The organism is Flavobacterium denitrificans DSM 15936, assembly GCF_000425445.1.
GTDB classification, from domain to species: Bacteria; Bacteroidota; Bacteroidia; order Flavobacteriales; family Flavobacteriaceae; genus Flavobacterium; species Flavobacterium denitrificans.
The window spans coordinates 124409-147758 of sequence record NZ_AUDL01000013.1; the positions used below are offsets into that span (position 1 = coordinate 124409).

General features: G+C 34.9%; 15 protein-coding genes. 8 read left to right on the forward strand and 7 right to left on the reverse strand.

Annotated features, from left to right (window positions below):
• Nucleotides 1-315: 315 nt before the first annotated feature.
• Entirely contained in the window at nucleotides 316-2640 is a 2325-nt protein-coding gene (gene metE / locus H600_RS0109455; protein ID WP_026728557.1) for a 5-methyltetrahydropteroyltriglutamate--homocysteine S-methyltransferase, read from the reverse strand.
• 157 nt (nucleotides 2641-2797) lie between these two features.
• Here metE and H600_RS0109460 point away from each other — a divergent pair, with 157 nt between their 5' ends.
• Both H600_RS0109460 and H600_RS0109465 read left to right on the forward strand, forming a co-directional pair.
• Nucleotides 2798-3259: an Lrp/AsnC family transcriptional regulator gene (locus H600_RS0109460; RefSeq protein ID WP_012023598.1), complete on the forward strand. Its 462-nt coding sequence runs from the start codon at nucleotides 2798-2800 to the stop codon at nucleotides 3257-3259.
• A 79-nt stretch (nucleotides 3260-3338) separates the two neighbouring features.
• Nucleotides 3339-4685, forward strand: a complete 1347-nt coding sequence (locus H600_RS0109465; protein ID WP_026728558.1) for a deoxyguanosinetriphosphate triphosphohydrolase — start codon at nucleotides 3339-3341, stop codon at nucleotides 4683-4685.
• A gap of 103 nt (nucleotides 4686-4788) precedes the next feature.
• Here the strand turns inward: H600_RS0109465 and H600_RS0109470 are convergent, their stop codons facing one another.
• The 3 genes from H600_RS0109470 to H600_RS0109480 are packed head-to-tail and all read right to left on the reverse strand — an operon-like array spanning nucleotide 4789 to nucleotide 8506.
• Entirely contained in the window at nucleotides 4789-5790 is a 1002-nt protein-coding gene (locus H600_RS0109470; RefSeq protein ID WP_026728559.1) for a DUF3078 domain-containing protein, read from the reverse strand.
• Nucleotides 5791-5824: 34 nt separating this feature from the next.
• On the reverse strand, nucleotides 5825-7612 hold the full coding sequence (locus tag H600_RS0109475; protein WP_026728560.1) for a 1-deoxy-D-xylulose-5-phosphate synthase: 1788 nt from the start codon (nucleotides 7610-7612) through the stop codon (nucleotides 5825-5827).
• Nucleotides 7613-7663: 51 nt separating this feature from the next.
• The gene (locus H600_RS0109480; RefSeq protein WP_051234400.1) at nucleotides 7664-8506 is read right to left on the reverse strand and encodes an energy transducer TonB; all 843 of its coding nucleotides are present in this window, start codon (nucleotides 8504-8506) and stop codon (nucleotides 7664-7666) included.
• Nucleotides 8507-8567: 61 nt separating this feature from the next.
• Here H600_RS0109480 and H600_RS0109485 point away from each other — a divergent pair, with 61 nt between their 5' ends.
• Nucleotides 8568-9011 carry a nucleoside deaminase gene (locus H600_RS0109485; RefSeq protein ID WP_026728562.1) on the forward strand — a complete coding sequence of 148 codons (444 nt, stop codon included), beginning with the start codon at nucleotides 8568-8570 and terminating at the stop codon, nucleotides 9009-9011.
• On the opposite strand, the gene H600_RS0109490 is transcribed toward H600_RS0109485, so the two are convergent.
• Nucleotides 9012-9545 carry a hypothetical protein gene (locus H600_RS0109490; RefSeq protein ID WP_026728563.1) on the reverse strand — a complete coding sequence of 178 codons (534 nt, stop codon included), beginning with the start codon at nucleotides 9543-9545 and terminating at the stop codon, nucleotides 9012-9014.
• Between the two features lie 229 nt (nucleotides 9546-9774).
• Here H600_RS0109490 and H600_RS0109495 point away from each other — a divergent pair, with 229 nt between their 5' ends.
• Together H600_RS0109495 and pbpC are read left to right on the forward strand one after the other, a co-directional pair.
• Complete coding sequence (locus tag H600_RS0109495; RefSeq protein ID WP_026728564.1) at nucleotides 9775-15447, forward strand: alpha-2-macroglobulin family protein; 5673 nt, start codon at nucleotides 9775-9777, stop codon at nucleotides 15445-15447.
• A 197-nt stretch (nucleotides 15448-15644) separates the two neighbouring features.
• Nucleotides 15645-18020 (forward strand): penicillin-binding protein 1C, encoded by a 2376-nt coding sequence (pbpC, locus tag H600_RS0109500; RefSeq protein WP_026728565.1) that lies wholly within the window; start codon nucleotides 15645-15647, stop codon nucleotides 18018-18020.
• Nucleotides 18021-18136: 116 nt separating this feature from the next.
• Here the strand turns inward: pbpC and H600_RS0109505 are convergent, their stop codons facing one another.
• Together H600_RS0109505 and H600_RS0109510 are read right to left on the reverse strand one after the other, a co-directional pair.
• A complete protein-coding gene (locus H600_RS0109505) occupies nucleotides 18137-19681 on the reverse strand; it encodes an Rne/Rng family ribonuclease (RefSeq protein ID WP_026728566.1) in 1545 nt (514 codons plus the stop codon).
• Nucleotides 19682-20076: 395 nt separating this feature from the next.
• Complete coding sequence (locus H600_RS0109510) at nucleotides 20077-20367, reverse strand: HU family DNA-binding protein (RefSeq protein ID WP_007805026.1); 291 nt, start codon at nucleotides 20365-20367, stop codon at nucleotides 20077-20079.
• 140 nt (nucleotides 20368-20507) lie between these two features.
• Here H600_RS0109510 and mutY point away from each other — a divergent pair, with 140 nt between their 5' ends.
• Genes mutY through H600_RS0109525 form a run of 3 tightly spaced genes read left to right on the forward strand, consistent with a single transcriptional unit; the run spans nucleotide 20508 to nucleotide 23350 of the window.
• Entirely contained in the window at nucleotides 20508-21554 is a 1047-nt protein-coding gene (gene mutY / locus H600_RS0109515) for an A/G-specific adenine glycosylase (protein WP_026728567.1), read from the forward strand.
• 36 nt (nucleotides 21555-21590) lie between these two features.
• The gene (locus H600_RS0109520) at nucleotides 21591-22031 is read left to right on the forward strand and encodes a single-stranded DNA-binding protein (RefSeq protein WP_026728568.1); all 441 of its coding nucleotides are present in this window, start codon (nucleotides 21591-21593) and stop codon (nucleotides 22029-22031) included.
• A 23-nt stretch (nucleotides 22032-22054) separates the two neighbouring features.
• The gene (locus tag H600_RS0109525; protein ID WP_026728569.1) at nucleotides 22055-23350 is read left to right on the forward strand and encodes a gliding motility-associated protein GldE; all 1296 of its coding nucleotides are present in this window, start codon (nucleotides 22055-22057) and stop codon (nucleotides 23348-23350) included.

Below are 23350 nucleotides of genomic sequence, written 5' to 3' on the forward strand. Positions count from 1 at the left end.
TTTTATATAATTAAAAAGCATCCGCGAAAGCGGATGCTTTTTTTATTGAAAGTTCTTTTGAAAATAAAAATTTCTCGATTAGCCCCGATTGAGGCGATATCCTCTCCTCCCGATGGCAATCGGGAGGAGAGATAAAGCCGAAAGCGGGACAGGAGTTGTTTTGAAAACAAGAATTTCTGCTTCTAAATTTTAAAATTTAAGGCTGATTAAATTAAAAAAAATAATGCCAGCAAGAGAGCAAAAACCGAATCATAACTAATTTTAAGCTCCACTTGCCGACATAAAAAAAACAAAAATTATATTTAAACAAAAGTATTAACTCACAGGATTTTCAACTGCTGTTCTCATTTCTTGAGCCGCTTTAACCATTTCGATTAACGCTTTTTTGGTTTCATCCCAATGACGTGTTTTTAGTCCGCAATCTGGATTTACCCATAATTGATCTACTGGAATTACAGCCGAAGCTTTTTCCAGCAAACGCACCATTTCGGCACTTGACGGAACGCGTGGCGAGTGAATATCATAAACTCCTGGGCCAATTTCGTTTGGATATTTAAAGTTGGCAAACGCATCTAAAAGTTCCATTTGAGAGCGTGAACATTCGATTGTAATGACATCGGCATCCATATCGGCAATGTTTTGAATAATGTCATTGAATTCGCTGTAACACATGTGTGTATGAATTTGCGTATCGTCATGTACACCACTTGCTGAAATTCTGAAAGCGCGAACTGCCCAATCCAAATATTTTGCCCATTCTTCTTTTCGCAACGGCAAACCTTCGCGAATTGCTGGCTCATCTATTTGAATGATTTTGATTCCGGCTTTTTCCAAATCAATTACTTCATCGCGAATAGCCAAAGCGATTTGCGTACAAGTTTCTGAACGAGGCTGATCATTGCGTACAAACGACCATTGCAAAATCGTTACCGGACCCGTCAACATTCCTTTAACCCATTTTGATGTCAACGATTGTGCATATTGCGACCATTTTACTGTCATTGGTTTTGGGCGAGAAACGTCTCCGTAAATAACTGGAGGTTTCACACAACGGCTTCCGTAACTTTGAACCCAGCCGTTTTTAGTAAACGTAAATCCGTCCAATTGTTCGCCAAAATATTCCACCATATCGTTGCGTTCAAACTCACCATGAACTAAAACATCAATTCCTGTTTCTTCCTGAAAACGAATGGTTGCTTCGGTTTCTTTTTCGATTAAATCGTTATATTCTTGAGTTGATAATTCACCTTTTTTGAATTTCGCTCTCCAGCTTCTCACTTCAGCGGTTTGTGGGAATGAACCAATTGTTGTAGTTGGAAATAAAGGTAGATTTAAAGCTTCAATTTGGCTTTTTCTTCTTGATGCGAATGTACTTTTTCGTTGGTCATCAGAAGCTGTAATTCCAGCAACACGTGCTTTTACTTCGCTATTATGAATTAATTTTGAAGTTTTCCGGTTTTCATTTGCAATTAAATTTCTTTCGTAATCAATAGAGTTTTTAATGTCAATTTCGTTTGAAGCTGATAATTGTTTTAAAATTACAATTTCGTTGATTTTTTGTTTTGCAAAAGCCAGCCATTGCTTGATTTCTGGAGTAAGTGTTTCGTCATTTGTCTCTAAATCCAAATCGCACGGACTGTGGATTAGGGAACAAGATGGTGCAATCAAAATTCGGCTTTCGCCTAAAGAATCAACAGCCTTTCTGATTAATTCTAAAGATTTTTTGAAGTCGTTTTTCCAGATATTTCGTCCGTCAACAACTCCAAGAGAAAGATTTGCATTTGAAGCCAATTTTCCAGATTCTAAAATATCATCCAATTGCAACGGACAACGCACTAAATCTAAATGGAAAGTATCAACAGGCAAAGCCAAAGCAGTTTCTAGATTTTCTCCGAAACAGTCAAAATAATTGGCTAAAACAATTTTGAGTTTTGGGAAACGTTTGCTGATCTCATTATACACTTTCGTGAAAGTGCCTCTTTCTTTATCAGTTAGATTTAATGCCAAGAAAGGTTCGTCAAGCTGAATGTATTCGGCATTTTCAGTTTGCAGTTTTTCAAGAATTTCAAAATAAACAGGAAGTAGAGCATCAAGAAGATCAATTCGGTGAAAACCTTCTTCTTTTTCTTTTCCTAATAATAAATACGAAACAGGCCCAATTAAAACTGGTTTTGTTTTAATTCCAATTGCGTTTGCTTCTTTGAATTCATTGATTATTTTTTCAGAAAACAATTCGAACTTTTGGTTTTTAGTGAATTCAGGAACAATATAATGGTAATTGGTATCGAACCATTTTGTCATTTCCATCGCGACAACATCTTGACCTTCTTTTTGTGAGCCGCGCGCCATTGCGAAATACAAATCCAGAGAAGAATTATTTTTAGCTAACGCATGATAACGTTCCGGGATTGCACCCAAAGTCAAAGTCAAATCCAAAACTTGATCATAAAAAGAGAAATCGTTAGACGGAATTAAATCAACTCCAGCTTCTTTTTGTAAATGCCAGTTTTTAATACGGATTTCTTTTCCGGCGGCAATAAGTTCTTCTGCAGAAATTTTTCCTGCCCAATACAATTCAGAGGCTTTTTTGAGTTCTCTGTTGCTTCCAATTCTTGGGTAACCTAAGTTATTTGTTTTCATTTTTGATTCAGTATTTTTTACTGAACAAATTTATTTCATTAGATTTTAATACTTAAATTTGAGCTTGTTTTAAGTAAAATGTGTTTTAAAATGTTGTTTCAAAAGATTATTTTACTGATAATGTATTTGAAAAGAACCTTTAGCCGTAAAAAAAACTATGGAAAATCTAGATAAAACTGATTTATTGATCTTGAAATACCTTCAAGAAGATTGCAATATCAATACAAAAGACCTTGCAAGCAAATTATTTCTGACTGTAACGCCAGTTTATGAACGAATTAAAAGACTGGAAAGAGATGGATATATTACAAAATATGTCGCGCTTTTAGACAAGAAAAAAATGAATCGCGGTATGACGGTTTTTTGCAATGTCCGTTTAAAAGAACATGCAAAAAATGTGGGAAGCAATTTTGTAAAAGATATTGTAGCGCTTCCTGAAATTATAGAATGTTATAATATTGCCGGAGACTATGATTTTATGCTGAAGATTTTGGTGCAAGATATGGCTAGTTATCAGGATTTTGTCATGAACAAATTATCGACTATAGAAAATATCGGAAATACGAACAGTATTTTTGTTATGGGAGAAATTAAGCATAGTACGGCATTAGAGTTTTAATCAGTATAAAAATTTTAAAATAAAACGTATTTTTGACCGTCCTTAAATCTAAAATCAACAATCTGAAATCTAAAATCAAATGAACTGGGAACAACTTTTATCATTAAAACGACAAGGCGATACAAGCAAAAGATTACGTGTAGAACAAGATGATACACGTTTAGGTTTTGAGGTTGATTATGACCGAATCATATTTTCGTCGGCCTTTAGAAGTTTGCAAGATAAAACACAGGTTATTCCACTTTCAAAAACAGATTTCGTGCATACGCGTTTGACGCATAGTTTAGAAGTTTCTGTTGTAGGGCGCTCGCTAGGGCGTTTGGTTGGGAAAAAGATTATTGAAAAATATCCTTACCTGAAAGAAGTTCATGGGTATCATATGAACGACTTCGGTGCGATTGTAGCAGCGGCATCTTTGGCGCATGATATAGGGAATCCTCCTTTTGGACATTCTGGCGAAAAAGCGATTGGAGAATATTTTTCAAGTGGAAAAGGTTTAAAATACAAAGACAAACTTACCGCAAAACAATGGCAGGATTTAATTGATTTTGAGGGAAATGCTAATGGATTTTCAGTGCTTACGGCAAGTCGTCCAGGAATCGAGGGAGGACTTAGAATTTCGTACGCAACGCTGGGTGCTTTCATGAAATACCCAAAAGAGAGCCTTCCAAAAAAGCCGACAAACAAAATTTCAGATAAAAAATATGGCTTCTTTCAATCAGATAAATTATTCTTTGAGGAAGTAGCTCAGGATATGGGATTGATTGCCAATAAAGAGGATGGCGATATTGGTTTTGAAAGGCATCCGCTAGCTTATTTGGTTGAAGCAGCAGATGATATTTGCTATACTATTATCGACTTTGAAGATGGAATCAATTTAGGTCTGGTTTCTGAAGATTACGCTTTAGAATATTTGATCAAATTGGTAAAAGACAATATTGGCGTTGCCAAATATAAATTATTAGAAACTAAAGAAGATCGAATCAGTTATTTGCGTGCTTTGGCAATTGGCGCTTTGATCAATGATGCGGTTGATGTTTTTATTGAAAATGAAGAGGCGATTTTGGCTGGCGATTTTCCATATGCTTTAACAGATAAAAGCAAATACAAAGCGCAGATGAATGACATCATCAAATTAAGCGTCGAAAAAATCTACCAGAGTCGTGAAGTTATAGAAAAAGAAATTGTTGGTTATCAAATCATCCAGACTTTATTAGATAAATTCATAACAGCATTTAACAACAAATTTGAAGGAACGGCATCAAATTATGATAAACTGATTCTGAAAATGCTTCCTGAAAAACATCATTTAGAAAAAGCTAATTTATACGAACGTTTGCTTCATATTTGCCATTATGTTTCGCTGTTGACAGATGGAAATGCCTTGGAATTATATGAAATGATTCAAGGACGAAAAAAGAGATAAGTCATAAAGTCGAAGGTTGTAAAGTCAAAAGAATACTATTTGACTTACTCTAATTTCTTAAATTTTTATGATTTTACAACTTTCGGATTTAAGACTTTTGATGCTATTGAAAAGCATAAACTAAACCAACTCCAAGAACTTGGCGTAATTGCATTTTTGGTCCAGCGTTAACCTGTGTTTTGGCTCCTGTGGTTGGGTCAATAACATCTTCTTTAGTTTTGATGTCGTCGTCATAAATAATATGAACACCCACGTTTGCTTTTACATATGCATTTACCACAAGGTCTAATTTTGTGTCATAATCGACATCGACGTTTCCAAATTTATTCAAATAATCAGTATATAAACTTAAACGATTTTCGTAGAATACGTTTTTGTAGATTTCGGTTTTCATATACCCAGTGCAAAGAATACCAAATTCGGCTTTTACTTTCTGACCTTCTTCTACAAGAATTTTATTGTTTGGGTCTGCAGGATCAGTAATATAAACCGCTTTTTTAACCCCAAATGATCCTTGGTTGGCTAAATATTGGTCTAAAACCAAAGTAGTTTTAAGCGTTATTGGTGAGAAATAAAAAGTTCTGTTTTTCTTTTTATTTGAATTCTCAGCTCCGGCTCCAAGGAAAATATAAGCTGGTGCAAATGGTTTCGAAATCGCGATATCTCGGTTAGGATAGTTGTAACCGTTTGTAAACTGCGTGTTGAAATTTAATTTTGAAGAATAATACCAATTTGAAACTGTATCTTTTCTGAAACCATAAGTAGAGTTGAATTGAAACGCGTCATCTGTTTTTCTTAATTCGATTCCGTCTTGTTTGTTTAAGCCATATTTTACGATAAGCTCGTTTACCCATTTATGATTTCCTTTGATATAAGTTCGTCCAAATTCCCCTTTAAAAAGCCCGGAAATTGAGCTAGTTCCTCCCGCGCTCCAGTTCACAAAAGCAATCTCCGAAATATCAAAACCTAGCTGGTTTTTTTTAGTCCAGTTTGTCGGAAGTTTTGGAAGCTGAGATGGATCTAAAGTGGTTCGAATAATTTGGGCAAAGTTATTTGAAGAACACAATAGCAATAACAGGAAAAGGGTAGAACGCAATAATTTCATTAGGCTTATTTTAGTTTTTGGTTGTGCAAAATAATTATTTTGAGCAGTTAGAAAAAAGATTTACCAAACTTTTAACGTCAATTTTACACAAATGTTGCAACTCTGACACACTTCCGTGCTCAATAAAATGGTCTGGAATACCCAAAATTTCAATCTTATTTTTGAAATTTTTTGATGCTGCATATTCTAAAACAGCACTTCCAAAACCACCATTTTTCACCCCATCTTCTATTGTTATTATGCCCTCAAATGATGAAAATATATGGTTTAATGTGTTGATGTCTAATGGTTTGATGAAGCTAAAGTTATAATGGGCAAAGTCGTCAGCATTATCGCATTCTTTCAAGGCCTCAATAACATTGTTTCCAATTGTTCCGGTCGAAAGCACAGCAATTTTCGTACCATGTTTTATGCATTCGGCTGGACCAATCTCAATTTTTTCATAATGTTCGAAATTTTCTATTTCCCAATTTGGTAAAACACCTCTACCGCGAGGATATCGGATAGCAATAGGATGTTCCAATCCCAATTGCGCTGTATATAGAATATTTTGAAGTTCAATTTCATTGATTGGAGCGTAGATAATCATATTTGGAACTGCTCTTAAATAAGCAATGTCAAAAACACCATGATGCGTTGCGCCGTCTTCGCCAACTAATCCTGCTCTATCTAAACAGAAAATAATTGGCAAATTTTGCAAAGCTACATCATGAATAACTTGGTCGTATGCGCGCTGCAAAAAAGTCGAATAAATATTGCAGTAAACAATCATGCCTTGAGTAGCCATTCCGGCGGCAAGCGTTACAGCGTGCTGTTCTGCAATTCCAACATCGAAAGCACGTTCTGGCAATTCATCCATCATAAATTTTAATGAACTTCCGGATGGCATCGCAGGCGTGATTCCGATTATTTTTTCATTCTTTTTTGCCAAATCCAAAATGGTCAAGCCAAAAACATCCTGATATTTTGGAGGAAGATTTTCTTCAGATTTAAAGTGAATTTCGCCAGTCGAAGCATCAAATTTTCCAGGTGCATGATATTTGACCTGATTTTCTTCTGCCTGTTGCAGACCTTTTCCTTTTGTGGTTACAATGTGAAGGAATTTTGGCCCTTTTATTTTTTTTAACCGATTTAATTCTTTGATTAATTTTGAAAAATCATGACCATCTATTGGTCCTGAATAATCAAAATTCAGCGATTTGATGATGTTATTCTGTTTTGGATTTTTTCCGTTTTTAACTGCGGTCAGGTATTTTTTCAAAGCACCAACGCTTGGATCAATCCCAATTGCATTATCGTTTAAAATGACCAAAATATTGGCATCCGTAACGCCAGCGTGATTTAAACCTTCGAAAGCCATTCCGCTGGCAATCGACGCATCACCGATTACAGCAATATGTTCTTTTTCAAAATCGCCTTTTAACTTAGAAGCAATCGCCATTCCGAGTGCTGCAGAAATAGAAGTAGAAGAATGGCCTACGCCAAAAGTATCATAAATGCTTTCGCTTCTTTTAGGAAAACCAGAAACACCGTCTATTTGTCTGTTAGTATGGAAATTTTCTCGTCTTTCGGTTAGGATTTTGTGGCCGTAAGCTTGATGGCCGACATCCCAGACCAATAAATCATCGGGCGTATTAAAAACATAATGCAAAGCGATTGTTAGTTCTACAACGCCTAAACTCGCACCCAAATGCCCTTCTTTTACAGAAACAATATCAATGATAAAATCTCGTAATTCTTTTGCCAGTTGTGGCAATTGACTTTCGTCTAGTAAACGTAAATCGGCTGGATTATATATGTTTGAAAGTAAATCGCTTTTCATTGTAAGGTAAAAAGCAAATTTACGGTTTTAATTTTATTTTATAGCGGTGATCTATTCTAATACGATTGGCAGTGAATAATGCATTGTGATTTTTTTTCCATTTGATGTCCCAGGTTCCCATTTTGGACATAATTTTAAAACTCTAATAATTTCGTTTTTTATAGTTTCATCAACTTCTGGATCAGATTGAAGATAAGTTACAGATCCGTTTCTTTCTATTGTAAATGAGAGTTTTATTTTTAGTTTTGTGATATCAGATCCTTCGGGTTTTTTAAATTCTTTTTCAAAAAAGTTATAAAATTGTTCGATTCCACCAGGGAAATCGGCATTGGTTTCAATAGCGACTCCTCCATTATAAACGGGTTCCTCTATCGTTTCCTTTTTTGTTTTATTCGTTGAGTTTGTCTTATTTTCTAAAATTACTTCACCGGTTGTTTTTTGGACGGGTTTTTCATGATTATCTTGTTTGTCTTGTTTCAAAGGAGGTGCTGGTGGCGGTGGAACTTGTTCTGCATTCTGCTTTTTATCCTTGACAACTTCAATTTTATCTATTTTTTGTTTTTTCCCTTCTTTATCTGCACAACTAAACAAAGTAGTTCCCATTGCTATAAATAATGCTAGCAAAAACATTTTATAATAATTTGTTTGTGAATACAAAACGTTATTAGGAATTTGAATTGTTACCGAATCTAATTGTGATTTTCTGAATCTTCCACAGATTTTATTATTTTGATTTTGGATGAAAAAATGCTGAATTTCTTCAGGCAACATTGAAGTAAAGTCAACAACCGTTTTAGAGCAGCTTAAGCAGAAACGGCCATTTTCATTTGGAGTCATTTTGTCCCAGTTTTCATGGCATGGTTCGGGAATAGTGATTTTATGTTTTCTTTCCATATTCAAATATCAAAAAATAAATGTAATAAAAAATAAGTTCTAAAATCTTATTTTTGCATTTATGGAAAATCCTTTTACCGACGAATTTTTTATGAAAAAAGCACTGCAGGAAGCAGAAGAAGCCTACTCAAAAGGTGAAATTCCTGTTGGAGCTATTATTGTTGTTGCAGATAAAGTCATTGCTAGAAGCCACAATTTGACCGAATTGCTGAACGATGTTACCGCTCACGCCGAGATGCAATCCATAACCGCAGCGGCGAATTTCTTGGGCGGAAAATATCTGAAGGATTGTACACTTTATGTAACGTTAGAGCCTTGTCAAATGTGCGCAGGAGCTTTGTATTGGAGTCAGATTTCAAAAATTGTTTTTGGCGCACGAGATGAACAACGCGGATTTCTGAATATGGGAACAAAACTGCATCCAAAAACTACAGTTGTTTCAGGCGTTATGGCAAATGAAGCCGCGGATTTAATGAAACGTTTTTTTCTAGAAAGACGTAAGTAATTAAAACAAATATCCTCCCAAGTAAAAACATATAAAAATCATAAAAGAATTAAAACAAACGATATTGTAAAATGTGTTTTGAGAAAAACCTTTTTTTGAGAGCATTATTTTTAGACTTATTCCTAATGAAAGAAGCAAGATAAGGCTGGTGTAAAATGAAATTCCATTTATGCTTAACCCACTTGCAAGTAGGTTGGTATAATCTTTTTTCTCAGACTTTACGGTTGTTACAGATTTAAACAATAAAGAAGTCTCAATTAAAATGTTGCTTTCTTCAATAAATTCTTTTGCTGTAGAAAAGGTATATCCTTTTTGTGTGAAATAATGATAAGAAACTCTTTGATTTGATTTCCCAGAAGTTCGAACTAAGTAGTGAGTTATTACATCATTTGTTTTTGAAGCAGGTAAAACATAATAATCTGTAAAAGCGATTAAAACAAAAAATGTTATCACGCTCAGCAGATAAACAATTATACTTTTGTTTTTGATAATAAATTTGTTTTCAGTAGAGTAGCTGTTCGAATTGTTTGACATTCTTTTTGAAATTTAGAAGTATGAATATAACATTTTAATAATTCGTTTTTTGCGAGACTTCAACAAAAGTTAAAAATCATTAGTAAAGAAAATTCTTCTTAAAAAGGCAGGAAAAATATTCTATATTTACTACAATATAACGATGATTTGTTAGTTATGGTTTTAACAGTCAAATGTTAAAATGTTCTCTGATTTTTTAAATTTTGTAACCCATTAACTCTAAATAAAAGTGAAAGCAAAAGGATTAGTTTTCGTGTTTTTTGTGTTTTTTATTTTTCAATCTTGTGGCCGAAAATCAGCAGCCGATTTTAATTCTGATTTTTCATTGTTTAAAGAGTATATAGTCAGTTTCACGGGAGGAATAGTCTCTTCGGAATCTGATATAAGGGTGGTTTTGGCTTTTGATAAAAAAGAATGGAAAGCCAATCAAGAATTAGACAACGATTTGTTTGATATTTCGCCAAGTGTTGACGGAAAAGTGGTTGCGCTTTCGCCAAATACAATTGCATTTATTCCAGAAAAAAAGTTGAAACCCGGTACTGAATATCAGGTGACTTTGAAGTTGGATAAATTGATAGTACTTCCAAAAGAGAAAGAAAAAACACTTTCCGAATTCAATTTTACGGTTAAAACAATAAAGCAGGATTTCACCATTAATACCGCCGACATTCAATCGTACAGCAAGGAATATCAATACCTAAACTGCGTTTTGAAAACAGCAGATAATATTGATATTGAAACGGCAAAAAAGTTGGTTGAAGCCAAGCAAAAAGGGAATAATCTTAAGATTAAGTTTGATAACAGTCCAGCTTCGGGCAAAGAATTTCATTTTATTATTGACAGTATTCAACGTTTTTCTGAAGTTTCAAATCTGGAAATTTTATATGATGGAAGCGATTTTGATATTGATCAAAAAGGACAAATCGATTTCCCAATTACCAATATAAATGAGTTTAAAATTGTAAAAGTTGAAGTTCCAGAGGGAAGCAATCAATCGGTTTTGATAAACTTTTCTGAGCCGTTAGAAAAAGGACAAGATTTTAAAGGTTTGGTCTCTATTCAGAATACTAATAATTTAAAATTTTCTGCTGATGGAAATTTGTTGAAAGTTTATTTTAATAATGAAAAAGAAGCTCCTGCAAAAAAAGAAGAAGTTATTCCAGTTGAGGAAACTGCAGTCTCACTTGTAGATTCTACAGTGGCTATAGTTGATAGTGCCGCAGCGGTAGTTTCAGAGCCAGTTGAAGTGGTTCAAGAGGAAGAATCTGAACCAGAACAAATCGTAGTTGGCGATTTATTAGTTGAAGTTTTTCAAGGAATTGAGAGCCAATATGGCAAAAAAATGGATGCAAATTATTCGGAGAAAATTTCTTTTGACCAAATAAAACCAAGTGTTCGTTTTATTAAAAACGGAACAATTTTGCCAAGTTCAAACAATTTGAAACTGAATTTTGAAGCCGTAAACTTAAGAGCTGTTGATGTAAAGGTTTATAAAATCTACAAAAATAATATTCTGCAGTTTTTGCAATATAATGAATTAAATGGAGGCCAAAATCTCAAAAAGGTTGCTCAGCCTGTTGCAAAAACAATGCTTAATTTGGTCGAGAGTAAATTAACGAATCCAAGTAAATGGAACACTTTTGCATTGGATTTGTCAAAAATTATCAAACCAGAACCGGGAGCGATTTATAGAGTAGAATTGGAATATAAAAAGAAATATTCGCTTTATACATGTGAAACATCAGATGCAGATCAAGACGAAAGTGAAGACGAGGAAGAAGTTGATGAAAATGATGTAAACTACAGCGGAAATTCCTATGACGATTACTATTATGATGATTATGAGTGGAGAGAAAGTCAAGACCCTTGCTCGAATTCCTATTTTTATAATGCAAAAATAGCAACCAATATTTTAGCTTCAGATTTGGGAGTTATTGCCAAAAGAGGAGAAAATAAATCATACTTATTTGCGGTAAATAATATTGTTACGACCGAACCAGTTTCGAATGCGAGAGTGGATTTGTATAATTTCCAACAGCAGAAAATAGCAACTCAGGCTACGAGTAGTGAAGGAATTGCATCTTTCCAATTGGACAAATTCGCTTATTTTGCTATTGTTACTTTGGGAGATCAATCGACTTACGTGAAACTGGATGACGGACTTTCATTATCTGTCAGTAATTTTGATGTTGCCGGCGAGACTTTGCAGAAAGGTTTAAAAGGATTTATTTATGGAGAAAGAGGCGTTTGGCGTCCGGGAGATAATTTGTATTTATCATTTATTCTGAATGATCAAGCGAATAAACTTCCGAAATCACATCCAATTAAATTCAGATTGAATGACCCGAATGGAAAAACAGTTTATCAAACCGTTCAGAAAACAAACGATTTAAATCATTACTCTTTTATTGTACCAACAAACCAAGACGCACCAACAGGAAATTGGGAAGCAATGGTGAGCGTTGGTGGAGCAAAATTCTATAAAAGTATCAAGATTGAAACGATAAAACCGAATCGTTTAAAAATCAAAAATAAATTTACAAGAACGACACTTTCATCGTCTTACCCAAATACAGATAATCTTGAAGTGACTTGGCTTCATGGCGCAATCGCGAAGAATCTGAATGTAGAAATGCAAGCTAAGTTTTCGCAGCAAACGACGACTTTCAAAGGTTATGAAAAATATACTTTTGATGATTTAGTTCGTCGATTCAGCACAGAGGAGATTAATGTTTTCTCAGGAAAATTAAACGAAAACGGAAAAGCGTCTGTGAATATTCAGCCTAAATTGCAAGGTCAGGCGCCGGGCATGTTACGTGCTTCTTTCATCACAAAAGTTTATGAAGAGGGCGGAGATTTCAGTACTGATGTTATTTCTACAACTTATTCTCCATATAAAACGTATGTCGGAATCAAATCGCCAGAGTTGAACAAATACAATATGCTTGAAACTAGAACGAATAATCGTTTTGATATTGTGACCGTTGATGAAAATGGAAGACCAAAATCAGTACGAAATTTGGAAGTAAAAGTATTTAAAGTAGACTGGCGCTGGTGGTGGGATTCTTCAAGCGATAATTTATCAAATTACAATTCTTCGGATGCAACGACATCTTATAAAACATTTATAATTAATACGGATTCGAGCGGAAAAGGTAGTATTCAGTTTTCACTGACGGATGAAGAATGGGGCCGCTATTTGATTCGTGTTTCAGATAGTGCAGACGGACATGCAACAGCTTTGACAGTAAATATTGATTGGCCAATTTGGTCTGGAAAAACACGCAACAGAGACGCTTCGACTGCTAATATGTTGGTGTTTTCGACAGACAAGAAAAATTATGCTGTTGGAGAAAAAGCACAAATTTCTTTCCCTTCAAGCGAAGGCGGACGTGCTTTGATTTCAATAGAAAACGGTTCAAAAGTAGTGCAAACGCTTTGGGTAAAAACAAAAAATGGAGAAACCAAAGTTGAAGTTCCAATCACGGGAGCAATGGCGCCAAATGTCTATTTCAATATTACATTATTGCAACCTCATGCTTCAACTAAAAACGATTCTCCAATTCGTATGTATGGAATCGTTCCGATTGAAGTTGTGGACAAAAACACGATTTTGGCACCAACCATTAATATGCCAGATGTTTTGAAGCCAGAACAACCGTTTACAGTAAAAGTGGGTGAAAAATCAGGAAAAGAAATGACCTATACAATTGCAGTTGTAGATGAAGGTCTTTTGGATTTAACTCGTTTTAAAACACCAAATGCATGGGATAGTTTCTATGTTCGTGAAGCTTTGGGCGTAAAAACATGGGACGTTTATGATGATGTAATTGGCGCTTACGGAGGAAAAATAAACCAGATTTTCAGTATTGGTGGTGACCAGGATTTGGGCGGAGGAAAAGCTAAAAAAGCCAATCGTTTTAAACCTGTTGTATTGTATTACGGACCATTTAAATTAGAAAAAGGGCAAACTAAATTGCATCAATTAAAATTGCCAAAATACATTGGGTCAGTTCGAACAATGGTCGTAGCAGGTAATGCTAATACAAGTGCTTACGGAAGTGTTGAAAAAGCCACTCCAGTTAAAAGCCCGTTGATGGTTTTGGGCTCATTGCCAAGAAAAATTTCACCATCGGAAAAAGTAACGCTTCCTGTAACCGTTTTTGCCACTGAAAATAAAATCAAAAACGTTTCGATTCAGGTAAAAACAAGCAACGGATTGAAAGTAATGGGAAGCGCGGTTCAAAGCTTGAATTTTGCACAGCCGGACGAGAAAATGGCTTATTTTAATTTGGCAGTAGGATCTGCAACTGGAATTGCAAAAGTTCAGGTAATTGCAACATCTGGAAGTGAGAAATCGGTTTATGATGTTGAAATTGATATGACGAACCCGAATCCGGTGACGAGTACTTTTACAGATGTTGTTTTAACGCCAAATAGTACCAAGACAATTTCATGGAAAACATTTGGAATTGCAGGAAGCAATAAAGCAAGATTGGAAGTTTCGTCAATGCCGTCTATGAATTTGAATGGAAGATTACAATTCTTGATTCAGTATCCTCATGGATGTGTAGAACAGACTACTTCATCTGTTTTCCCGCAATTGTATTTAGGCGATGTGGCGGATATAGATGCAAAACGCAAAAGTCTGATTCAGAAAAATATCACAGCAGGAATTGCAAGATTGGGGAATTTTCAATTGTCCAATGGTGGAATGCCGTACTGGCAAGGAAATGCAGTTGCAGACGATTGGGGAACATCTTATGCAGGACATTTCTTGATTGAAGCAGAGAAAAAAGGATATGTATTGCCAATTAATTTCAAATCAAAATGGCTGTCGTATCAGCAAAAAGAAGCAAAACAATGGCGTTTTGAACCGAAATACGGAAATGATTTAGCTCAAGCCTATCGTTTATATACTTTGGCTCTAGCCGGTAATGCCGATTTATCATCAATGAACAGATTAAGAGAAACAAAAGGCATTTCAAATGAAAGTATGCTTCGTTTGGCTGCAGCTTATGTTTTAGCAGGTCAAAAATCAGCTGGGCAGAGTTTATTTTTGAAAACGAGTATCGATGGAAGTTCAGATGGTTACAGCTATTACTATTATGGCTCAAGCGAAAGAAATAGAGCAATGGCTTTAGAAACGATGCTTCTTTTAGATCAGAAACAAAAAGCATTTGCAACAGCTTCTAAATTAGCTAAAGAAATGTCAGCTAACCAATGGATGAGTACGCAGACAACCGCATATTGCTTGTATGCAATGTCGAAATTTGCCGTGAGCAATGGCCCAAAAGGAATCAATATTCAGTTTAGTAAAAACGGAAAAGGCGAGACGATAAACACAGGCAAATCGGTTGCAGATCGCAGTTTGTCTGTGGCTTCTGGTACAAACAGTATTATGCTAAAAAATAATAAAGCCAATACAGTTTATGTTCGTGTATTGAATACAGGAATATTGCCAATTGGTCAAGAAAATGCAGTTCAAAGTGATGTTTCGGCTTCTATTGTTTTCAAAAACAGAAAAGGAAGTGTGATCAATGTTTCCAAAATTAATCAGGGAACCGAATTTGTTGCCGAAGTAACGATTAAAAACCAAAGGGGAGAAAGTGTTCAAAACGTGGCGTTATCACAAATTTTGCCTTCGGGATTCGAAATTGTTAATACCCGATTCACAGATTATGGAGATGCTGTAAATAACACTGCCGATTATATTGATATTCGTGATGACAGAACTAATTTCTATTTCGGAATGAAATCTAGAGAAACCAAAGTTTTCCGTATTCTGCTAAATGCGTCGTATTTAGGAAATTATTATCTGCCAGGATTACAATGTGAAGCGATGTATGATAATACATTTTTGGCACGAACAAAAGGATTCTGGGTTGAGGTGGTGAAGTAATTTTATGGGCCACAGATTGTACAGATTAAGAGGATTTTTAATATCTGTGGCAAAAAAAATGTGAATAAAAGTTTCCTGCAGATTTTGCAGATCAAGCAGATAAAAATAAATCTGCCTAATCTGCGAAATCTGCGAGAGAAAAACTTAGCGAACTTAGCATTTTTACTTAGCGCCTTTGCGGTTAAATAATTATTACATTGAAAAATAAACTTAAAGCGTTCTTCCAACGCATCATAAACTGGATCAAAAGAAACAAAATAAAATCAGCAATTGCATTTCTGCTCTTGCTGATTTACTATTTTTCGATACCGCGAACCTTATTCAAAGAGCCTTATTCAACCGTAATAGAAAGTAAAGAAGGAGAATTGCTTGGAGCTAAAATTGCACGTGACGGACAATGGCGTTTTCCGGCACAAGACAGTGTTCCGGATAAGTTCAAGAAATGCATTGTTTATTTTGAAGATGAGTATTTCTACAAACATCTAGGCTTCAATCCAGGTGCGATGATAAATGCTTTTAAACAAAATAGAAAAGCTGGAAAAGTGGTTCGAGGTGGAAGTACGCTGACGCAACAAGTAATTCGATTATCCCGAAAAGGAAAAAACAGAACCTATTTCGAGAAAATTATCGAAATTATTCTCGCAACAAGATTAGAGCTAGGTTATTCTAAAAACGAAATTCTCGAAATGTACGCAGCGCATGCGCCATTTGGAGGAAACGTAGTAGGATTGGAAATGGCTTCGTGGCGTTATTTTGGAGTTCATTCGAATCAGCTTTCATGGGCAGAAAATGCAGTTTTAGCAGTTTTGCCAAATGCACCAAGTTTAATTTATCCAGGGAAAAATCAGATTAAGCTTTTAAACAAAAGAAACCGACTTTTATTAAAACTGCATCAGGAAGGTATAATCGACAAGCAAACATACGAACTGTCAATAGAAGAGCCATTGCCTCAAAAACCATACGATCTTCCTCAAATAGCACCTCATTTACTGCAGAGAGTGGCAAAAAATGAAGAAGGAACAAGAGTAAAAACTACTATTGATTATGCTTTACAAAATCGTGTCAATCAAATTGCACGATACTATTACAATCAGTATAAACAGAATGAAGTGCATAATATGGCCATTTTGGTAATTGATGTTCAGAGCAGAAACGTAATGAGTTATGTTGGAAACTCTCCAGCTGATTCAGATCACCAAAAAGATGTAGATATTATCGATGCGCCAAGAAGTACGGGAAGTATTTTAAAACCACTTTTGTATGGAGCGATGCTCGATGATGGCGAATTATTACCTAACACTTTAGTTGCTGATATTCCAACACAAATTTCGGGTTATACGCCACAAAACTTTAATCTGACTTTTGATGGAGCAGTTCCGGCACACCGCGCATTATCGCGTTCGTTGAATATTCCGGCAGTTTTAATGTTGCAGGATTTTGGTGTAAACAAATTTTATGAAGAATTGCAGAAGTTCAAATTAAAGAACATTAATAAAACACCCGACCATTATGGTCTTTCTCTTATTTTAGGCGGTGCCGAAAGTAATCTGTGGGATTTGTGTCGAACGTATGCGAATCTTTCTTCTACAGTCAATTATTATACGAAAAATAAAGGGGAATATAGAACTAACGAATTTACTGAGCTGAATTATAAAAACGATTTTAAGCCCGATTTTGGTTCAGAAACAGATCAAAAGAATATTTTGGGTGCAGGATCAATTTGGTTAACGTATAATGCAATGGAAGAGGTAAATAGGCCCGAAGGAGATGAGGCTTGGAAGTTTTATGACAGCTCTTTAAAGATTGCATGGAAAACAGGAACAAGTTTTGGGAATAGAGATGCTTGGGCAATTGGTACTAATTCAAGATATGTAGTTGGTGTTTGGGTTGGAAACGCAACAGGCGAGGGACGCCCAACTTTGACGGGAGTTACCAGCGCCGCACCAATTTTATTTGATGTTTTTAATTTACTTCCTAGACAAAGATGGTTTGATACGCCTTACAAAGATTTAGCTGAAGTTGAGGTTTGCGGATTAAGTGGTTATCTGGCAAAAGACAATTGTCCTAAAATTAAACAATGGGTTCCTAAAAAAGGAAAATCAACAAAAGTTTGTCCGTTCCATAAAACGATTCATTTAGATAAAACAGAGCAGTTTCAGGTAAACAGCAGTTGTGAAAGCGTTGAGAATATTGTGACTAAAAATTGGTTTGTTTTGCCTCCAGTTATGGCTTGGTATTACAAAAGCCAGCATATTGAATATTTGCCATTGCCACCTTTCAAAGAAGGTTGCGAAGGAACGCAAACCACCACAATGGATTTTATTTATCCCAAAGCAAATAGTAAAATTTACTTAACAAAAGATTTCAACAGTAACGTTCAGCCTGTTATTTTAAAAGTAGCGTATTCTGAAAGGGATAAGGAATTATTTTGGTATGTTGATGATGTGTATAAAGCTACGACGAAAACTTTTCATGAATTGCCAATCACGCCAACAACTGGAATACATTACATTACCGTTGTAGACGCTTCTGGAAATGAAATTAGGCGTAAAATTGAAATAGTTCGAGAATAGTTTTTGCCAAGAATTACACCAATTAACACAAATTAATTCGTGAAATTCGTGAAATTCGTGGCGAAAAAAAGCCATAAAAAAAACCGCCAATCTCACGAAAGGCGGTTTTTGTTTTTTTATTCTGAAATAACATTTCCTTTTTTATCATAGAAATGGTATTCTAAGTACGTGTAAGCGTCACGAGGTATGATTTTCACCCACTTTTTATGTTCAAAAAACCATTTTGAACGTAATGATGGAAAACCTTTGCTGAGGTATGCAGCCACAAACGGATGTGTGTTTAGCACAACTTTATTGTGGGTTTTTAAAAGTCTTTCTAAATCAGCGGCGATCTTGTCAATTATTAATATTGGCGCTTCAATTTCGCCATTAATTTTATCAGGATCTTCTTCTCTGGTTTTAATATTAACTTCTGGTCTTACGCGCTGTCTTGTAATCTGGACAAGTCCAAATTTACTTGGCGGTAATATTTTATGCTTTGCTTTATCGTCGCTCATTTCTTCTCGCAAGAAGTCGAACAAAACTTTCCTGTTTTCAGGATTAGACATATCGATAAAATCAACAACTATAATTCCGCCCATATCACGAAGACGTAATTGTCTTGCGATTTCTGCTGCGGCAATCATATTAACTTCCATGGCAGTATCTTCCTGATTGGTTGCTTTGTTTGAACGGTTTCCGCTGTTTACGTCTATAACGTGAAGTGCTTCAGTATGTTCTATGATAAGATAAGCACCTTTGCTCATGGAAACAGTTCGGCCAAATGAAGTTTTGATTTGTCTCTCTATATTGTATTTCTCGAAAATCGGAGTGTCATTTGATTGATAAAACTTGACAATCGATTGTTTTGAAGGTGCAATTTCTTGCAGATATTCCTTCGTTTGATGGTACAACTCTTCATCATCTATTTGGATACCACTGAAGGTATCGTTAAATACATCTCTTAATATTGAAGAAGCTCTGTTAAGCTCTCCTAATACTTTTGATGGATGATGAGCAGTTGGTAATTTTTTACACATTGCAGACCATCTGCCAAGCAGGTTCTGCAAATCTTTTTCTAATTCGGCTACGTTTTTGCCTTCGGCTACTGTACGAACAATAACACCAAATCCTTTAGGTTTGATCGATAGAACAAGTTTTTTTAGACGATCCTTTTCTTTTTTGTCTTCTATTTTTTGAGAAATAGAAACGCGATCAGAAAAAGGAACTAGAACGATAAATCTTCCGGCAAGAGAAAGCTCAGCACTTATTCTTGGGCCTTTGGTTGATATAGGTTCTTTAACTACTTGAACTAAGACAGATTGATTGGCACTTAAAATATCAGTAATGATGCCATCTTTGTCAATCTCTTTCTCAAACTGAAAGGTTTTTAGGGAGAAATCTTTTAATTTACCTGCGCTTACAAGTTTTATGAATTTCAGCTGGGAAGCTAGATTTGGACCCAAATCGTGATAATGTAAAAAGGCATCTTTTTCGAAGCCTACATTTACAAAAGCAGCATTAAGTCCGGCAACTGGTTTTCTGATTTTGGCAATAAAAATATCACCAACCTGAAAGTTGCTTTTTTCTTCTTCTTTGTGTAATTCAATTAGTTTTCCATCTTTTAATAAGGCAAAATCTACTGCTTCAGAACTAGATCTAATGATTAATTCTTTATTCACACTGTAAATTTTTATCTGTTTTTTCAGAAAATAGAAAATAGAGTATAGAAAATAGATTCAAAAAAAATCTAAAATCCTCGATCTAAAATCTAAAATCTTATCTACAGATGGATTAAACAATATTTTTAACAGGTATTAACCCGGTGAAAAGAAGATTGGTAGAGAATAGAGTAAAGAGAATAGACTTTTGCTGGTCTATATTCTATTTTCTTTTCTCTTTCATCTTTTTTCAATTTCAATGAACGTTTAAAAAGAAAAAAGTAGTTTAAAACTACTTTTTCTTTTTGTGACGGTTAGCTCTCGCTCTTTTTTTACGTTTGTGAGTAGCTACCTTATGTCTCTTTCTTTTTTTACCACTTGGCATATCGTGTCAGATTTTATGTTAATTAATAGTATTATTTTGCTTCGTTGTTCGTTTTTACTCCTTCTACAAAAACTTTTGCAGGTTTAAACGCAGGGATGTTGTGTGCTGGAATTTTGATTGTAGTGTTCTTAGAAATATTTCTACCAGTCTTCTCAGCTCTTGTTTTAACGATAAAGCTTCCGAAACCTCTTAGGTAAACGTTGTCTCCAGTTTCCAATGAAGTTTTAACTTCTTCCATAAAAGTTTCTACTGTTGCTTGAACATCTCCTTTTTCAAGACCTAATTTCTCTGAAATTTTCGCTACGATATCTGCTTTCGTCATTTTCTTTCCTATTTTATTTTATAAATGATGTACTATTTTTTTGAGTTTGCAAATATAGGAATTAAAAAAATAATTAATCAAGCTAAATCGTTAAATTTTAATTACATAAACATTTACTTTTGTTTTCTAAGTATTTTTAAATGGATTTTCATAACGTATTGATAAATTGGTATTTACAAAACAAACGCGATTTGCCTTGGCGTAAAACGGTCGATCCGTACCTAATTTGGCTCTCAGAAATTATGTTGCAACAGACTCGAGTTGCGCAAGGAATGCCTTATTTTTTTGCATTTACGAAGGAATTTCCTACTGTATTTGATTTGGCAAATGCCTCAGAAGAGCAAGTTTTGAAACTTTGGCAGGGATTAGGATACTATTCTCGTGCTCGAAATTTGCATAAAACGGCTCAATATGTGGCAAATGAGCTCAATGGCATTTTTCCTGAAAACTATAAGGGTCTGTTAAAATTAAAAGGAGTTGGTGAATATACAGCTGCGGCAATTGCTTCTTTTTCGTACAATGAAGCTGTTCCTGTTGTTGATGGAAATGTTTTCAGAGTGCTTTCTCGTTATTTTGATATAGAGTCAGATATAGCATTGCCGGCGACTAAAAAAGAATTTGCCGAACTGGCTTTTGAATTAATGCCAAAAGACAATCCAGCAATTTTCAATCAAGCGATAATGGAGTTTGGTGCTTTACAATGTGTGCCGAAGAGTCCTAATTGTATGGCTTGCGATTTTAGCCAAAGTTGTGCTGCACTGCAAAAGAAGAAAGTGGCTGATTTGCCAGTAAAGCTTAAAAAGACAAAAGTGACAAATCGTTACTTTAATTATTTGGTTCTAGAAGATGCTTTAGGAAATACATTGATACAGAAAAGAACAGCTAAAGGAATTTGGCACAATTTATATGAATTTCCTCTTTTTGAAACGGATGAAATTGTGGGTTTCGAAGTGATTTCAAAAGCGGTGCAAAAGAATGTTTTTCCGTCCTATACTATTATAGGTATAGAGGAATGCGCAGAAACTACTGTTGTACACAAACTTTCGCATCAACACTTGCATATACAGTTCTGGAAGGTCAAGATTAATGATAAAATAGGGAATGGTTTGAAATACAGTGAGTTAAAAAGTTTTCCTTTTCCGATTGTGATTTATAATTTTATTGAAAAGCAAGAAATAAATTGCTAAAAAAATGTATCTTTGGGAGAAATACTACCAAAAACTATGAACGGAACATTAAATAAGGTGATGCTAATTGGCCATTTAGGTGATGATGTAAAAATGCATTATTTTGATGGGGGAAACTGCATAGGACGGTTTCAATTGGCTACAAATGAAGTTTATATCAATAAAACGACCAATGAAAAAATAACTTCAACGGAGTGGCATAATCTAGTTGTGCGTAATAAAGCCGCCGAAATTTGCGAGAAATATTTATCTAAAGGAGATAAAATTTATGTCGAAGGCCGAATTAAATCGCGCCAATGGCAAGCAGAAGATGGCACCACAAAATATACTACGGAAATCCAGGTGACCGAGTTTACTTTCTTGACTACCAAAAAAGAAACCGGAAATCATAAGCAAAATCAAGAGCAGGAATCAGCAAAAAATACTACCTTTGATGCGTCTAATGAAGGCTTGCCTATAAACGACTTGCCTTTTTGATTGTTTAACTAATCTTTTTTAATTTGGACCCAGAGCCCAGTTTGTTTTTATCTACCACTTTAGACATCAATTTAATAATTGGTTTTGTCGGAATATTCATTTTGCTGTTTTTATCGGCGATCGTTTCAGGTGCCGAAGTTGCTCTTTTTTCTTTGTCTCAAAAAGATATCGACGAAGCCTTGAATGAAAACCTTTCTAAAGGAAAAATCATTTCCAATCTTTTGGATAAGCCTAAAAAATTGCTTGCAACGCTTTTAGTTGCTAATAATTTCTTGAATATCGGAGTTGTTATTTTGTTTTCTTTTATTGGACGAAATATCTTTTCTCGTATTGCTTCGCCAGCTTTTAAGTTCTTTTTAGAAGTTGTTCTGGTTACTTTTCTGATTTTGCTTTTTGCAGAAGTTTTGCCGAAAGTTTATGCGAGCCGAAACAATATAAAATTTGCGAAACGTGTTGCTTACCCTATTGCTTTTTTAGATAAATTACTTTCGCCAATAAGTTTGCCAATGCGCAGTGTTACCTTATATTTGCAGCGAAAATTAGGGAAACAGAAAAATAGTTTTTCAATCAATCAAATTTCACAGGCGTTAGAACTTACAGATTCTGAAGGCACATCGACAGAAGAACAGAAAATTCTGGAGGGAATTGTTTCTTTTGGAAATACAGATACGAAGCAAGTTATGAGTCCGAGGATTGATATTTTTGCTTTAGAAATTTCAGAAACATTTGCAGAAATTTATCCGAAAATTATTGAAAGTGGTTTTTCGAGAATTCCGATTTATAGAGACAATATCGATCAAATTGAAGGCGTTTTGTTCGTGAAAGATTTATTGCCTCATATTGATAAGGAGGAATTTGATTGGACTGCCTTAATGCGAGAAGCGTTTTTTGTTCCGGAGAATAAAAAATTGGATAATTTATTAAAGGATTTCCAAGGCCTTAAAAGCCATTTGGCAATTGTCGTTGATGAATATGGCGGAACTTCTGGATTGGTTTCTTTAGAAGATGTTATTGAAGAAATAGTTGGGGATATCAGTGATGAGTTCGACGATGAGAATTTGAATTTCTCACAGATTGATGAAAAGAATTTTCTTTTTGAAGGGAAAATAAACCTGAAAGATTTTTACAGAATTGTAGATGTTGATGAAGATGTTTTTGACGCGCACAAAGGCGAAGCTGAAACATTAGCCGGATTTATTCTAGAAATCTTGGGGAATTTCCCGAAAAAAGATCAAAAAATAGCTTTTGAAAATTGCGTTTTTACAATAGAAACAGTTGACAAAAAGCGTGTAAAACAAATAAAAGTAACGATAGATTAA